This is a genomic window from Marinobacter sp. L-13, assembly GCF_056857715.1.
Genome location: NZ_JBSXNQ010000058.1, coordinates 36753 through 49936, shown reverse-complemented (window position 1 = coordinate 49936; position 13184 = coordinate 36753). Strand labels below are relative to the sequence as shown.

At 57.7% G+C, this 13184-nt stretch carries 15 protein-coding genes and 1 pseudogene; 11 read left to right on the top strand and 5 right to left on the bottom strand.

All coding sequences use genetic code 11. The annotated features are described in order from the left end of the window. The first annotated feature begins 31 nt into the window (after positions 1–31). The 3 genes from AC13DD_RS13170 (at position 32) to AC13DD_RS13160 (ending at position 1787) form a co-directional block, all read left to right on the top strand. The gene (locus AC13DD_RS13170; protein WP_008175999.1) at positions 32–700 is read left to right on the top strand and encodes an SOS response-associated peptidase; all 669 of its coding nucleotides are present in this window, start codon (positions 32–34) and stop codon (positions 698–700) included. Between the two features lie 86 nt (positions 701–786). Next, the gene (locus AC13DD_RS13165; protein ID WP_008176000.1) at positions 787–1356 is read left to right on the top strand and encodes a DJ-1/PfpI family protein; all 570 of its coding nucleotides are present in this window, start codon (positions 787–789) and stop codon (positions 1354–1356) included. Between the two features lie 50 nt (positions 1357–1406). Further along, positions 1407–1787, top strand: coding sequence for a ribbon-helix-helix domain-containing protein (locus AC13DD_RS13160; protein ID WP_104270356.1), 381 nt, complete (start codon positions 1407–1409; stop codon positions 1785–1787). Positions 1788–1801: 14 nt separating this feature from the next. On the opposite strand, the gene AC13DD_RS13155 is transcribed toward AC13DD_RS13160, so the two are convergent. Next, positions 1802–2830, bottom strand: a complete 1029-nt coding sequence (locus tag AC13DD_RS13155; protein WP_008176002.1) for an Acg family FMN-binding oxidoreductase — start codon at positions 2828–2830, stop codon at positions 1802–1804. A gap of 174 nt (positions 2831–3004) precedes the next feature. Between AC13DD_RS13155 and AC13DD_RS13150 the strand changes: the two genes are divergently transcribed. After that, positions 3005–3505: a C40 family peptidase gene (locus tag AC13DD_RS13150; RefSeq protein WP_008176003.1), complete on the top strand. Its 501-nt coding sequence runs from the start codon at positions 3005–3007 to the stop codon at positions 3503–3505. On the opposite strand, the gene AC13DD_RS13145 is transcribed toward AC13DD_RS13150, so the two are convergent. After that, on the bottom strand, positions 3453–4007 hold the full coding sequence (locus tag AC13DD_RS13145; RefSeq protein WP_104270216.1) for a DUF4442 domain-containing protein: 555 nt from the start codon (positions 4005–4007) through the stop codon (positions 3453–3455). The two genes, AC13DD_RS13150 and AC13DD_RS13145, sit on opposite strands and share 53 nt — an antisense overlap. Before the next feature lie 99 nt (positions 4008–4106). Continuing rightward, positions 4107–4712: a LysE/ArgO family amino acid transporter gene (locus tag AC13DD_RS13140; protein ID WP_104270215.1), complete on the bottom strand. Its 606-nt coding sequence runs from the start codon at positions 4710–4712 to the stop codon at positions 4107–4109. A gap of 88 nt (positions 4713–4800) precedes the next feature. On the opposite strand from AC13DD_RS13140, the gene AC13DD_RS13135 reads away from it, so the two are divergent. The 3 genes from AC13DD_RS13135 to AC13DD_RS13125 are packed head-to-tail and all read left to right on the top strand — an operon-like array spanning position 4801 to position 6514. After that, positions 4801–5682 (top strand): LysR family transcriptional regulator ArgP, encoded by an 882-nt coding sequence (locus AC13DD_RS13135; protein ID WP_482931259.1) that lies wholly within the window; start codon positions 4801–4803, stop codon positions 5680–5682. A 21-nt stretch (positions 5683–5703) separates the two neighbouring features. Then, complete coding sequence (locus tag AC13DD_RS13130; protein ID WP_008176007.1) at positions 5704–6057, top strand: gamma-glutamylcyclotransferase family protein; 354 nt, start codon at positions 5704–5706, stop codon at positions 6055–6057. 37 nt (positions 6058–6094) lie between these two features. Further along, the gene (locus AC13DD_RS13125; protein ID WP_008176008.1) at positions 6095–6514 is read left to right on the top strand and encodes a DUF2721 domain-containing protein; all 420 of its coding nucleotides are present in this window, start codon (positions 6095–6097) and stop codon (positions 6512–6514) included. Here AC13DD_RS13125 and AC13DD_RS13120 read toward each other — a convergent pair. Together AC13DD_RS13120 and AC13DD_RS13115 are read right to left on the bottom strand one after the other, a co-directional pair. Continuing rightward, complete coding sequence (locus AC13DD_RS13120; protein ID WP_482931258.1) at positions 6505–7095, bottom strand: CPBP family intramembrane glutamic endopeptidase; 591 nt, start codon at positions 7093–7095, stop codon at positions 6505–6507. The genes AC13DD_RS13125 and AC13DD_RS13120 overlap by 10 nt on opposite strands. 30 nt (positions 7096–7125) lie before the next feature. Continuing rightward, positions 7126–7971: a crotonase/enoyl-CoA hydratase family protein gene (locus tag AC13DD_RS13115; RefSeq protein ID WP_227507898.1), complete on the bottom strand. Its 846-nt coding sequence runs from the start codon at positions 7969–7971 to the stop codon at positions 7126–7128. Positions 7972–8109: 138 nt separating this feature from the next. Here AC13DD_RS13115 and AC13DD_RS13110 point away from each other — a divergent pair, with 138 nt between their 5' ends. From AC13DD_RS13110 to AC13DD_RS13095, 4 genes and pseudogenes are all read left to right on the top strand, one after another. Continuing rightward, entirely contained in the window at positions 8110–9081 is a 972-nt protein-coding gene (locus AC13DD_RS13110; RefSeq protein ID WP_339621030.1) for a ribonuclease Z, read from the top strand. A gap of 142 nt (positions 9082–9223) precedes the next feature. Beyond that, on the top strand, positions 9224–11287 hold the full coding sequence (locus AC13DD_RS13105) for a DUF1631 family protein (protein WP_482931257.1): 2064 nt from the start codon (positions 9224–9226) through the stop codon (positions 11285–11287). 60 nt (positions 11288–11347) lie between these two features. Then, a pseudogene (locus AC13DD_RS13100) lies at positions 11348–11623 on the top strand (DUF1631 family protein); the annotation flags it as partial. Further along, entirely contained in the window at positions 11618–12985 is a 1368-nt protein-coding gene (locus AC13DD_RS13095) for an EAL domain-containing protein (RefSeq protein ID WP_482931272.1), read from the top strand. The pseudogene AC13DD_RS13100 and the gene AC13DD_RS13095, both read left to right, overlap by 6 nt. The last annotated feature ends 199 nt before the right edge of the window (positions 12986–13184 follow it).

The following is a 13184-nucleotide window of genomic DNA, read 5'->3' as shown; positions in this document are numbered from 1 at the left end:
CCGGGATTTGTGTGAGGAACAACCAGTTATCATGTGCGGACGATTCACCTTCTATACCCCACCGGACACCCTGATCCTCGAGTTTTTTCCCGAGGGCATGGAGGTGGACGGGCATTTTGACCCCGGCTACAACATCCCTCCCGGCACAGGTATTCCAATGATCCGGATGAGCATGAACGGCAGCCTGATCATGGCTCACTCCCACTGGGGCTTCCGGCCGGCCTGGGCGGATCAGAAAGCGCCGGCTCCGATCAATGCCCGCGCAGAAACAGCAGCCACATCAAAATACTTCCGGGACGCCTTTGCCCATCACCGTTGCCTGATACCGGCCAATGGCTGGTACGAATGGCAACAAACGGAACATGGGAAAGAACCTCACTACATAACGCCAGCGAATTCCGGGAAGTATCCGGCGATTTTCTTCGCCGGCCTCTGGACCCCGAGAGAAGGCGACGAGACCACCGCCTGCGCCATCATCACCGAACCGGCCAGCGAACACCTGAAGCATATCCATGAACGTCAGCCCGTGGTGCTTGATCCGGCCTGCCTGAGGGACTGGCTGAATCCGGAAATCACCGACCGGACACAATTGCGAGCAGTGACCCATCGCCTGGATCCTGAACAGCTGAAAGCCATTCCCGTTTCGCCGGAGGTGAATAATCCGAGGCATAACTCGCCGGACCTGATCCGGGAGGCCTGAGGCCTGTAGTAATCCTCTAATACCCGCTTCTTCACCGACGCTGATACTGTTTCCAGACTTGGCAAGACAATCACAAGGAGACAGCCATGAGCGGGAAGAAGATTCTGATGATTACGGGTGACTTCACCGAAGATTACGAAACCATGGTGCCGTTCCAGGCACTGCAGGCCGTCGGGCACACGGTTCACGCTGTCTGCCCCGACAAGAAAGCCGGCGACACGGTTGCCACCGCTATCCATGATTTCGAGGGTGACCAGACCTACACCGAAAAACCGGGGCACCGGTTCGCCCTGAACGCGGATTTTGACGGGCTGGACCCCGCGAACTACGACGCATTGGTGGTGCCCGGCGGTCGCGCTCCTGAGTACCTGCGGCTTAACAAGGATGTACAGAATCTGGTTCGCCATTTTTTCGAGACTGACAAGCCAGTGGCAGCGATTTGCCATGGTGCCCAGTTGTTGGCCGCAGCCGGGGTTCTGGAGGGGCGCAAATGCTCGGCCTATCCTGCCTGCCAGCCGGAGGTGGAACTGGCCGGCGGCACGTTCGCCGGTATCGAGGTTGATCAGGCGGTTACCGATGCTAATCTGGTAACAGCGCCTGCATGGCCCGCTCATCCGGCCTGGCTGGCGCAGTTTTTCAAGCTGCTGGATCAGTAATGCAAACGGGGCCGGCCCACCGGCCCCGCCACGCTCTCAGGGAGGCCCGCATGTGCAAGCTCTTTATCAACGCCGATCCGGAGCTTTGGGTCAGCCGGACCCACTCCCTGCGAATCGATGGCATGGTGACCAGTGTGCGAATGGAAAACGCCTTCTGGCAGGCACTGGCCGAGCTGGCCGAACGGGATGGCATGAACCTGCCCCAGATGATCACACGGCTTTACCACGAATCCATTGATGCCGGCCACGACCTCGGTAACTTCACGTCCTTCCTTCGGGTGTGTGCGCTCCGCTATCTGGAGCTCCAGCTGAGCGGCGACGTTCCCCGGGATACCCGGGTTCCGATTGCCTCGCTGGATGCAGACCGCATTCTTGCCAGCAAATCCGGTGAGCCGGCAACACCGGAGGTGGTAACCAAGGCCAGGCACTGATAAGAGGAGGTCAGTCAGCGCTGGCGTCCCTGACCCGCCTGTTTTGCCTTGATATCCCGGGTGTCTGCGGTTTCCACAACCTCCTGAAGATTCCGCCTCGGAGCCGCCGGCAAATCTGTCGCCGGGTAACCCAACCTGAGCAGAATCTGCGGGAAACCCGAACGCCCAAGGAGGTGCTGAAGTTTCGGGCGAAGCACGGCGACCTGAATGGGCTGGTTCAGATAGGAAGCCTGCAGCCCCTGCCCCAGGGACCGGAGCAAAACCCGCTCCAGCGCCTGCCCGGCCTTCAGCCAGTCTTCTACGCCATCCCCGGCCGTTCCCAACGCAGCAATCACGGGTGATTCATCCGCCAGTTGACGGTCCTTGGCGCCAACGCCGTTGCCCATATCAAATGTGCGCACCACCAATTGGGCCACGGGCGCAACCATGCCGGGAACCGTCAAACCGTCTCCCTTGCGGCGGGGATGCATCCAGGCAGCCAACTCCCGTCGCCAACTCGGGTTGGACCATTGGGCAGCGTCGCCCTCCGCCACCAGCTCGGCCACCTGATGACGCGCATGCTCCGATTCCAGAACCTGGAACCATGCTCCTTCGGTCTCCGCCGACTCTTCAAGGATGCCCAGCACCTCGGAAGGCACCTGCTTTGACTCAAACCGCTTGCGATAGGTGCGTCGCCTGGCAATCGCCCGGAACAGTTCCGTTTGACGGCCCTCCTCCCCGGATACCGGTGTGAACGAGACGGTCGCCAGCAGATCCTCGTCGCCCGGGTCCGGCAAAAGCTGGCATTCGGTATTGAATCCTGCATGAGCGGCGGCAATCCGAAGATTAAACAGGGCACACCCGCAACTGATGGTCAGTTCCCGGTCGTCGGGGTCGTTGACCGGTAAGGCCCGTAGCCGGTCTGCAAACAGGGAAATCCCGGTTTCGCCGAGTTCAAATCGCCAGGGCTGGGTGTTGTGGCTTGATGGCGCCAATGTTGCGCTCTCGAGGATGGCCGCCAGGGTGTCTCGCGGTATGGGGGTGTTGCGTGTTCCTTCGCTCATTGCAGCTCTCCCGAATGGTCTCGTGACAGACTATTCCTGCGTGAAAGGAAAAGATAGCCGGTGATGCCCGGCGACTTAGTGGAGCCGCATCAACAAAATCTCACGCTCCGTAACCTGACATTCCCGGGCGCGACAATTAAAGTGAAGACAGTGAAAACTTGCACAGGGTCTGAGATGCGTTATTCCTTCAGAAACATCTTATTTCTGGCATTCGTGGCGCTTGCGCTCGGCGGTTGCGCCAGTAGCGGAAAGCTGCAGCCGGGTTCTACGCCTGGACTACAGACCGTTCCTGTCGAGGCATCCAGTTCGGAAAAGGCCCAAAAACTCTGGCAGGTGTTCGAGCGTTACCGGGGCACCCCCTATGAATACGGTGGCACCTCCGGCAATGGCTTCGATTGCTCAGGATTCATTCTTACCGCCTACCAGGAAGGTCTGGGCAAACAATTGCCCAGGACAACGACCCAAATGCTTGCCAGTGGTGACGTGGTTCATCCCGGCGAGATTCGACCGGGCGATGTGGTGTTCTTCCGGATTGGCGGAAAGGAACAACACGCCGGTATCTATATGGGCGGGGACCGCTTTATCCACGCATCAACATCGGCCGGCGTAATCCAGTCCTCGATCAGCGGCTACTACTGGAAAGGCCGCCTGACCGAAGCGAGACGCTTTGACTGAGCCAAGCTGAATAGCCCGCTTCAACGCTTTTTCCGGCGCACATAGAGTACTTTAGTACTTTGAGGACGCGCGCGACGAGCTCACCGGATTCATCAACAATATCCACGTCCCACTCTGGCAGCATTTTGTCTCCGTTTGCCGTTGCGGCGCGGATCTCTTCAACACGCTCATCGGTCAATTCAAAGCGTGCCATCACCTTGCCCTTGCCGGGACGGATAAAATCAATACTCGCCGATTTATCCCACACGATGTATTCATTGCCCAGCCGTCGCATCAGCAGCAGCATGTACATGGGATCAACCATGCTGTAGAGCGAACCGCCAAAGTGCGTGCCCACGTAATTGGTGTTGTACCAGTGCTGGCCCATCTCCACCCGGGCCGAGCTGAAATCCTCAGCAATGTGGGTCACCCGGATTCCAGCACCGATATAGGGAGCAAACGTGGAAAGAACACGGCGCATGGCCCCGGCACTGGCAAGCCAGCGACGTAGAGTGGCGTTCATCAAACATCCTCGATGGTATAAATGACTGCAAATTCAGTAGCACGCTATCTTCCAACCCGACGCGCGCCGATGCAAGAAATTCATACGATCGTTTGAATATTAAAGACCACTGAACGTGAGATGCAGGGCGATAGCGGCCATCATGATTCCAATGACACCATCAATAATCCGCCAGGCCAGCGGCCGGGAGAGAATGGACGCCAGCGCCGAGCCGCCCCAGGCAAGCAGGCCGAACCAGAGAATCGAGGCACTGCTCGCACCGGCCACAAAGGTGGTCGCGTCCTCTTGCTGGGCTCCGATGGCAGGAATCAACAGCAGCGTATCCAGATAAACCTGAGGGTTGAGCAGAGTGACTGCCAGGGTCGTGAACACCACGGCTTTGAGGCTTCGTTTGGTTACCTCACCCGCTTCAAGAACCGCTCTGCCGCGGCTGGCGCGAACGAAGGACTGAATCGCAAGCCAGCCAAGGAAGGCCACACCCAGCCACCGGAGAATCTCCAGGGCCTCTGGCATGGCCATCAGGGCAGCACTGATGCCGAACATGCCCAGGGTAAACAGGGTGATATCGGCCACTATGCACAACCCGGCTGACCACCAATGATGTTCCCGGCGTATTGCCTGGCTCAGCAGGTAGGCGTTCTGCGCACCAATCGCCACGATAATGCCGCCACACACAATCAGACCGGTCAGGTAACTCTCAAGCACGTGAATCTCTCCTTAATGAATGGCGCAAGGTTACCGCTTCCCAGCTATACTTGAAATTCATACTCATAATGCTGCATCAGTTTTACTTATGATTGACTACAAATTGCTTGAAGCCCTGGCGACGGTCATTGAGTGCGGAGGATTCGAACGTGCCGGCCTGGCGCTCGGGCTGAGCCAGTCGGCCATTTCGCAGCGAATTCGCACCCTTGAAATCCGGCTCGGACAGCCGGTTCTGGTGCGAAGCCCGGCACTCAAGGCCACACCGGCCGGACAGCGTCTGCTCAACCACGTTCAGCAGGTGCAATTGCTGGAGCGCGACCTGACCAAGTCCATCCCGGCACTCTCGGAACCCACAGCGAGACTGCGCATCGCGCTGAATGCCGACAGCCTCGCCACCTGGTGGGCGGCCGCGGTAGGCAACTTCTGCGCGGAGGAGACCCTGCTGCTGGATCTTGTGGTCGAGGACCAGGACATTGGCCTTCGCAGGATGCGCGAAGGGGATGTGGCTGCCTGCCTGTGCAGTAGCCCCCAGCCTGTTGCCGGTGCCCGCTGCGTGCCCATTGGCACCATGACCTACATGCCACTGGCAACTCCGGACTATGTGCACCGATACTTCGGGAAAGGCCTGAGCGAAACCAGCCTGAAGAATGCCCCGGCCATTGTTTTCGGGCCGAATGACCAGCTGCAACACCGGTTCCTGGCCCAGTGCGGGTATCACGGCACCTTCCCTCACCACCTTTGCCCATCCTCGGAAGGTTTTGTGAAACTGGCGCTGGCCGGCATGGGGTATGGCATGATTCCGGAAATGCAGGCCCGCCCGGAAATATCTGCCGAGCGCCTGGTGAGCATCGCGCCTGAACAAACCCTGGAAGTGCAGCTATACTGGCACTTCTGGCGCCATGGCGGCGGCGTGATGGACCGCCTGACCAACGCCTTGCGGTCTGCGGCCACGTTGAATCCAAACATGTAAACAGGGGGAGCAACGATCAGAATGAAGCACCTTGTGGCGGTTTACGGCACGTTGAAACGTGGCCGGAACAACAGCCATATTCTGCGAGGCGCCCGTTTTGTCGGGACAGACTGGATGCCCGAACTGAGCCTGTATCACCTGGGCCCCTACCCGGGTGCCATAGAGGAACCTTCCCCGGGCGTCCGCGTGGAAGTCTATGCGGTTACCGATACGATGCTGAAAACACTGGACGAACTGGAAGACTTCTTTCCTGAACGCCCGCAAAGCAGCCTGTATATCCGCCAGACCATGGACACTCGCCACGGGTCTGCCTGGGTGTACATTTACAATCGGCCGGTTAAAACGATCCAGCGGCTGCGCTCCGGGAGCTGGTAGACCATAGCCCACACACCTTCACCATAAGGACAACAGATTGGACCTGACAACGCCTGCCCTGCTCTTCCCGGCGATTTCACTGCTGTTGCTGGCCTTCACCAACCGGTTTCTGGTGTTGGCGCAGCTGATCCGCCAACTCAAGCAGATGGACACCGAGGAAGACCACGCCCTGATTGCCCGACAGATCGGCATGCTGCGCAAACGGATTGTGCTGACCAAACGCATGCAGGCGTTCGGCGTACTCAGTTTCTTCCTGTGTACGGTTTCCATGTTCCTGCTTTTCCTGGGTGCCGATCTGCCAGGGGTGATCGCGTTTGGCGCCAGCCTGGTACTGCTGTCTTTCTCGCTGCTGTACTCGCTGTACGAAATCCAGATCTCAACCAATGCCATCAATGTCGAGCTGGCCAGCTTTGAGGCCCGCAAGAGTGCCGGCCGGGAAGATGTCGACTATTCGTGAGGCCTGTTTGCGCCGGAATTCACGACCCGGACACCAAACCAGCGCGGAAACCGGAGCAGACAAAACAGGGCAATCATGTCGTAAAGGGCGTGCCAGACCATGACCAGAGCAAGGCTTTCGGATAACAGGTAGGCCGCCCCCAGAACCATGCCAAGGCCGGTAGCCACCAGAAAATAGGTAAATGAAACGTAGTGCACCAGCCCGAACAACACCGATGCCGCAAGCACGGCCGTTACAGGGTCCGTCTTTGTGATCAGCCAGCCCTGGATTGCGCCCCGGAATAACAGTTCCTCACCGACTCCGGCCAGGAGGGATAGCAGAATGAGTACAGCCGGGGAGTAGCTGGAGGCAAAGTCATACAAACCTTGCATCTGCCGCTCAAGGTTTTCCGGGAACAAGCCGGGCACCCGCGTAAGCAACAGCAAAACGGCGTAGGTAAGAGCGGCTCCAACCGCCCCCAGGAAGATGCTGGGCCACAGGCCTGGCCCAACATGCAGCACCGGAATTCCGAATAGCAGTATCGCCACTAATCCGATAACGCCAATGGCGCCCTGGAATAACAGAGCGGCATTGGAGGACATACCCGAGTTTCGTCGTTTACCCAACGCCATTTACTGGTCGAACAAGGGCTTCACTGGAAACAGCGCATCGTATTTTGGCGCCTGCTTCTGGGCTTTGGCCTGGAACGATTTCATCATGTCCGTCGGGCGGAACATGCCGGCCTGCCAGGTGGCCATATACTTGAGGCTGTCTTCCACACTGTGGTCGCGACTGTAATTGAGCATTTCCTTGCAGCCAGTGACGGCCAGAGGAGAGTTCGCCGCAATCTGGCCGGCAATGGCCATAACGCCTGCCAGCATGGATTCCTGGTCGGCGTAAACGGCGTTCACGAAGCCCAGATTCTGCGCTTCAGTGGCGGAGAATTTTCGGCCGGTGTAGGCCAATTCACGAACCACGCCCTCGGGCATCAGTTTGGGCAGGCGCTGGAGCGTGCCGACGTCGGCGGTCATGCCCAGCTCGGTTTCCTTGATGGTGAAGTAGGCATCTTCCGTGCAATAACGGCTATCGGCGGCACACACCAGATCCAGCGCGCCACCGATACAGCCACCGTGGATGGCTGCCAGCACGGGAAGCCGGATTTTTTCCAGAGAGGTGAGAGTATCCTGCAACTGCAGCACAACCCTGCGAAGGTTTTCCGCCATGCGCCCGGGGTCACCGTTCATGGGCACGGCTTTGGGATCACTGAATACACCCAGATCCATGCCCGCAGAGAAGTGTTTGCCGGTGGAGGAAATGACGATAACGCGGGCATCGGTGTTGGCCTCAATATCCTGCATGCACCGGGGCAACTCGAGCCAGAACGCCTTGTTCATGGTGTTCAGGGCCTCCGGACGACTGAACTGAACGTGGGCGATGTGGTCTTTAACCTCAATCGAAAAACTCTCGTAACTGGACAACTCAGACAAGACAGCACTCCTTATATAAATGTCGCTAACCGGCTCATTAGCGGTCGCCCCGGCTAATGTATCGTCAATTCTGCTACCTTCGTATTATGGCGAACAGAGACACGACACGTTAACCCGAAAAGGCCTGGTATGGAATTCACCTTCCTCGGCACGTCAGCCGGAACGCCGACAAAATCGCGCAACGTAACCGGTCTGGCGCTGAGCCACGGCGGACCAAAACACTGGTACCTGATTGACTGCGGTGAAGGCACCCAGCACCAGTTGCTGAGAACCCATCATTCCGTGATGCAATTGCAGGCCATATTTATCACCCACATCCATGGCGACCATACGTTCGGGCTGCCGGGACTGCTGACCAGCGCCTCCATGCTCGGCCGCACCGCTCCTTTGTACCTTGTTGCGCCAAGACCGGTAAAAACCTTCATAGAGGCCGCCATCGTTAATAGTGACTCCAGCCTGAGTTTTGAATTGAGATTTGTCGATTCCGAAGCAGAGAACTTCCACTGGGAAGACGACTCCCTGTCGGTAACTGCAGTCCCCCTGTCCCATCGTGTCTCCTGCAGGGCCTTTGTGTTCACGGAAAAGAATCTGGAACGCCAGCTGGTCCGGGACAGGCTCGAAGCGGATGGTATTGAGGCCGGTCCCGCCTGGGGCCGCCTGCAACAGGGCGACGACGTGGTACTGGAAGATGGGCGCCTCGCCCGTTGTGATGATTACACCCGAATTGCCAGAAAACCTCGCAAGGTTATCGTAGCCGGCGACAACGACCAGCCCGACCTGCTTCTGGCAGCGTGCACGGGTGTTCAGGTGGTCATCCACGAAGCGACCTACACCCAGGAAGTCTCTGACCGGGTCGGACCCTGGCCGCAACACAGCTCCGCTGCCCAGGTAGCCCGCTTCGCCGAGGCCGCAGGCGTTCCCAATCTCGTCCTTACCCACTTCAGTTCCCGTTACCAGTTCAACCCGGATGCCTATCCGCACATCGGTGAAATCGAATCCGAAGCCAAAAGTATTTATCGGGGAAACCTTTATCTGGCAAAGGATTTTGCCTGTTATGAGCTCAACAGGGATCTGATGCTGAAGCCCATCGAGCGTCTATAATACAGGCGTGGATTAAACGAGCCGCCCAGGCTTATATGTGTCGCTTTTATAGATTCACTTTGCGTTTGCTGAAGTTCAAATTAAACTGAACCCACAATAAATTGAACAACGATTCATTTTTCACTGCTCAGGAAGGCGGTCAATGACCCGGCTCAACGCAAAACACTCCAGACTCAGCAAGGATGCGGTTGTCGTCGCGCCCGGCCTCATTCCCTGTGGCTGTGTCATTGACAGCGTGGCTCTGGGTAAAGAAGGGCTGCGCCTCACCCTGAAGCACTTTTCGTCGCCCGCGGTACTCGACCAGCTGTCATCGTCTGCCGCTGCACAGACCGATCTTCATGTTTTCCTCGATAATGACCATGAAAAACAGCATATCCATTACAGAGGCACGGTTCAGGTTGGCCGCAGTAGCGGCATTTCGCTGGACATAGCGGGGAACACCGAGGAACTCAGCAACGACATTGAGCGTTTGTTACAGCACACTGGAACGAATCGGCCCGAAGCCGCGACTCCGGATCCTTCACTGAAACAGCTCTACCACCAGCATTGCCGTCGGCTTCTGGAACAGTTGCTTCCGGAATTTATGGAAGGCACCTTCGAGGGCATTGAAGCCGACCTGGAAGAGGCTGCAGAGCTGCGTGAGATTACCCGGCTCAAGGACATGCGCTTCATTTTCCAGAGTCGCCAGCAACGAATGCTCCAGGATTTCCAGGCCCAGTTCCAGGCCAATCAGGCAACCCTTGAGCCCGCCGCCGAGTCCCGGGCCGGCAACAAGGAGTTGCACCTGCTGCAACAGCACGAGTTCGAGGACTGGCTGGACCTGCAGGCCATCGCTACCCGCGTAAACAAAGCAAATACCGGGGCCAACTTCCTGCTCAACCAGTTTCTCAACCAGATTTTCCGACAGGACGTCAACGATGACAACAATCCTCTGACGCCTCGGGCCCTGTGCGTCTGCCTGCAGTATATGGTCGATCATCTGGGCATTGCGCGGGAGCACCGCCTGACCATCTATCGCGCCTGGGAAAATGCTCTGGTCCGGGTCTGGCCCGCGGCCATCCGGTCCCTGATCAATGACTGCCGACGAGCTGGTCTTGAGGCCATAGATATCACCGAGCTGCCCGCAAACTGGTCACTCCGCGATCGGGAGCACGCAACGGACGACGCGGGTTCAGCGACGGCAGCCACAGAAGACTCATCCGAAGAAACTCCGGAAACCAATCACGCCAGGCCCGAGGCGTCCGGGTCGCCTTCGGTCGGTCGTTCCCTTTTTCAATTGATGGCCCTGGAGTCAAACCCCTCGTCTGAAGTTTCTGACTGGGAGGAGCCCAATCCAAGGCTTTCGGAAAACCTCCGCTCCCGGCGCCGGGAACTGCTGGACCGGTTGCACGGCGACGAGCCCGATATGGCGGGACTGCTTCGGGAACTGGCCAACTCGGACTCCGACCTTGCCAGTTCCCTGGATCACACGGCCGTTGAGAAGGCCAATCTGGTGGACCGACTGTTCGAGCCTCTGAAAACCCACGATGAACTCTCGGGCTCGCTTCGCCACCAACTGCAAAAGCTTCGACTACCCGTATTCGAAACGCTGGTTGAAACACCGGATTTTCTGAATGCCGGCGACCACCCGGCCCGGGATATCATCAATAACCTGATGCACATCTGTCTTGCCGAGAGAGCCTCAAGCAAGAAGCTGGAAGCAACGGTTGCCGATATCGTCGAGGAGCTGACAGAGATCGAGGTATCGGATCCGGACCTGATGGGAAGCCTGGGTGAACGCCTGAAACAGCTTGTCGAGCGTCAGGACCAATCGTTTCTCCGCAACTCGGAACGGCTGGCAAAAACCCTGGAGGGCAAGGAGCGCCTGCGCCTTACCCGCAAGGAGGCAAGGCAGAGGCTGAACTCGCTCTTGAGCAACAGACAGGTTCCGAAGATTCTGATCCGCATTCTTCAGGCGGGCTGGGAGCAGTTGATCGTCCTGACCATGCTGAGAGAAGGTCCGGAAAGCCGGCATTGTGAGGAACTGTTTGATGTGGTTGCACAGCTCCAGGCCTGGCTTTCGCCTGCCGACACCTCCGAAGAGCTGGCATTTGAACGGGAGCTGGAGAGCAGCGTCATGCTGCAGTTCATCGAGCGGGAGCTGAAGACCGCCGGGGAAGTCTCGCGCGTAAGGCCGGTTATTGACGAGCTATCCGGAATTCTCTAGGGCAACGGGGAAGCAGAAACCACATGGGTTGATGAGTACGGTGACGCCGATGAAGCGCCAGCCCCGCTGCCACCGGAGCTTGAAGACAGTCGTTGGGCCTCAAGGGCAAAGGAGATTTCCGTAGGCGACTGGGTTGAGGTTCGTCTGGATACCGGCGAGACCCGCCGGTTGCGGCTGGTGTGGGGCAGCGAGGATTCACTCAGGTTTGTTTTTCTTTCGCCCAAAGGCATGAGCGAGGTCAGTTACGGATTTCCCGAGTTTGTGCAGAAACTCGCTGAAGACAAAGCCTGGCTGGTTGAGAGCGGAGACGTCCCATTCCTCGACCAAAGCCTGTTCAGCATCGTTGAAGATGTTTACCGGAAGCTCAATTTTCAGGCAACCCACGATGCCCTGACGGGGTGTATGCACCGCCATGACTTCGAGAAACAGGTTTCTCAGCTGATCAGCATCCTGCCGTCATCTGCTGAAGACCATGCCGCCGCCCTGATGGTTCTGGATATAGACGAGTTCAGTGTCATCAACGCCTCCTATGGCGCGGACGCCGGCGACGCCCTGTTGAGGCATGTCGCCGACACACTCCGTAAGCAGAGCGAATCCCGATTCGCGGAGTCCCACGTTGGCCGGATCAGCGGCAATGAGTTTGCGGTGCTCATCAATAACATCAGTACAGAAGACTGCCTGGATTTTGCAGAGTCCCTGCGGCGCAACTTCGAGCAACATGTGTTCCGGCATGGGCAGGCGGAATATCGGGCAACCGTCAGCATCAGTATCCGGCCGGTAACCGGGGCGGGACAGTCACCTGGCGACCTTCTCAATCTTGCGAGCCTCTCGCTTAAAGCAGCCAAGAAGCTGGGCGGGAACCGGATTGAACTGGCCAGGGAAAACCGGGACCAGTCCCGGCTCGGCACCCCCCAATGGGTCACCGAAATAGACCGGACCATCCGTGATGGCAGCCTCTACCTTCGGGCCCAGCCCATCGTTGCCCTTGAACCGGAAGACGGCGAAGGCACGATGTATGAACTCTTGCTCGGCCTGAAAGACAGTGCTGGTAAGGAGATCTCGCCCCAGGGCTATATCGAGGCGGCCGAACAATTCAAACGCAGTACGCGGGTTGATTTGTGGGTCATTTCCGAGGTGCTGACATGGATGCGTAATAATCCCGAGGCGCTCGCCAGGATTGCCACTCTGAACGTTAACCTGTCAGGCTCGTCGTTGAGCGATGACAGCTTCATGCTCGGCCTGGAATCCAATCTCAGGGCGAATCCGGAGCTGGCCCACAAGCTCTGCTTTGAAGTAACCGAGACCTCTGCCGTCGCCAACCTCCATTTTGCCTCGGATTTCATGCGCGAGATGAAGCGGCTGAACTGCCGGTTCGCACTGGATGATTTCGGCACCGGCCTGTCTTCCTATGCGTACCTCCAGAAACTGCCAGTGGACTTCGTGAAAATTGACGGCATATTTGTAAAGGACATGGCGACCAACCTCACGAACTACGCCATGGTGAGGTCGATCAACGAGCTCTGTCATTTTCTGGATCTTCAGACCATCGCCGAATATGTGGAAGACATGGAAATCATGGACACCCTGAAAGAGATCCAGGTGGACTACGCCCAGGGCTTCGCCATTGCCAAGCCGCGCAGGCTGGACAGCCTTGGAACCGTGAATTCCACTACCCCGGTTTATGCCTACAAGAAATAGCTTTGCTTTTCCCCCTGGCAGGAGTACAGTGGGCCTCGTTGGAAAGATTTAGCAAAGCATTTCATCAATAAGACCGCTCAGCTGTAATAAGTAGCACGTCCTGTTTTTGATCACGCCAGTTTTTTGTTTCCGCATACCGCCGATCAGCCATCAATAAGATGACGTGACGGCACATTAAATGATTGAAATCAGGAAGAAT

Bases quoted from the DNA above. Each gene is read 5' to 3' on its own strand.
- AC13DD_RS13170 (WP_008175999.1), top strand. From the start codon at position 32: ATGTGCGGACGATTCACCTTCTATACCCCACCGGACACCCTGATCCTC.
- AC13DD_RS13165 (WP_008176000.1), top strand. From the start codon at position 787: ATGAGCGGGAAGAAGATTCTGATGATTACGGGTGACTTCACCGAAGAT.
- AC13DD_RS13160 (WP_104270356.1), top strand. From the start codon at position 1,407: ATGTGCAAGCTCTTTATCAACGCCGATCCGGAGCTTTGGGTCAGCCGG.
- AC13DD_RS13155 (WP_008176002.1), bottom strand. From the start codon at position 2,830: ATGAGCGAAGGAACACGCAACACCCCCATACCGCGAGACACCCTGGCG.
- AC13DD_RS13150 (WP_008176003.1), top strand. From the start codon at position 3,005: ATGCGTTATTCCTTCAGAAACATCTTATTTCTGGCATTCGTGGCGCTT.
- AC13DD_RS13145 (WP_104270216.1), bottom strand. From the start codon at position 4,007: ATGAACGCCACTCTACGTCGCTGGCTTGCCAGTGCCGGGGCCATGCGC.
- AC13DD_RS13135 (WP_482931259.1), top strand. From the start codon at position 4,801: ATGATTGACTACAAATTGCTTGAAGCCCTGGCGACGGTCATTGAGTGC.
- AC13DD_RS13130 (WP_008176007.1), top strand. From the start codon at position 5,704: ATGAAGCACCTTGTGGCGGTTTACGGCACGTTGAAACGTGGCCGGAAC.
- AC13DD_RS13120 (WP_482931258.1), bottom strand. From the start codon at position 7,095: ATGTCCTCCAATGCCGCTCTGTTATTCCAGGGCGCCATTGGCGTTATC.
- AC13DD_RS13110 (WP_339621030.1), top strand. From the start codon at position 8,110: ATGGAATTCACCTTCCTCGGCACGTCAGCCGGAACGCCGACAAAATCG.
- AC13DD_RS13105 (WP_482931257.1), top strand. From the start codon at position 9,224: ATGACCCGGCTCAACGCAAAACACTCCAGACTCAGCAAGGATGCGGTT.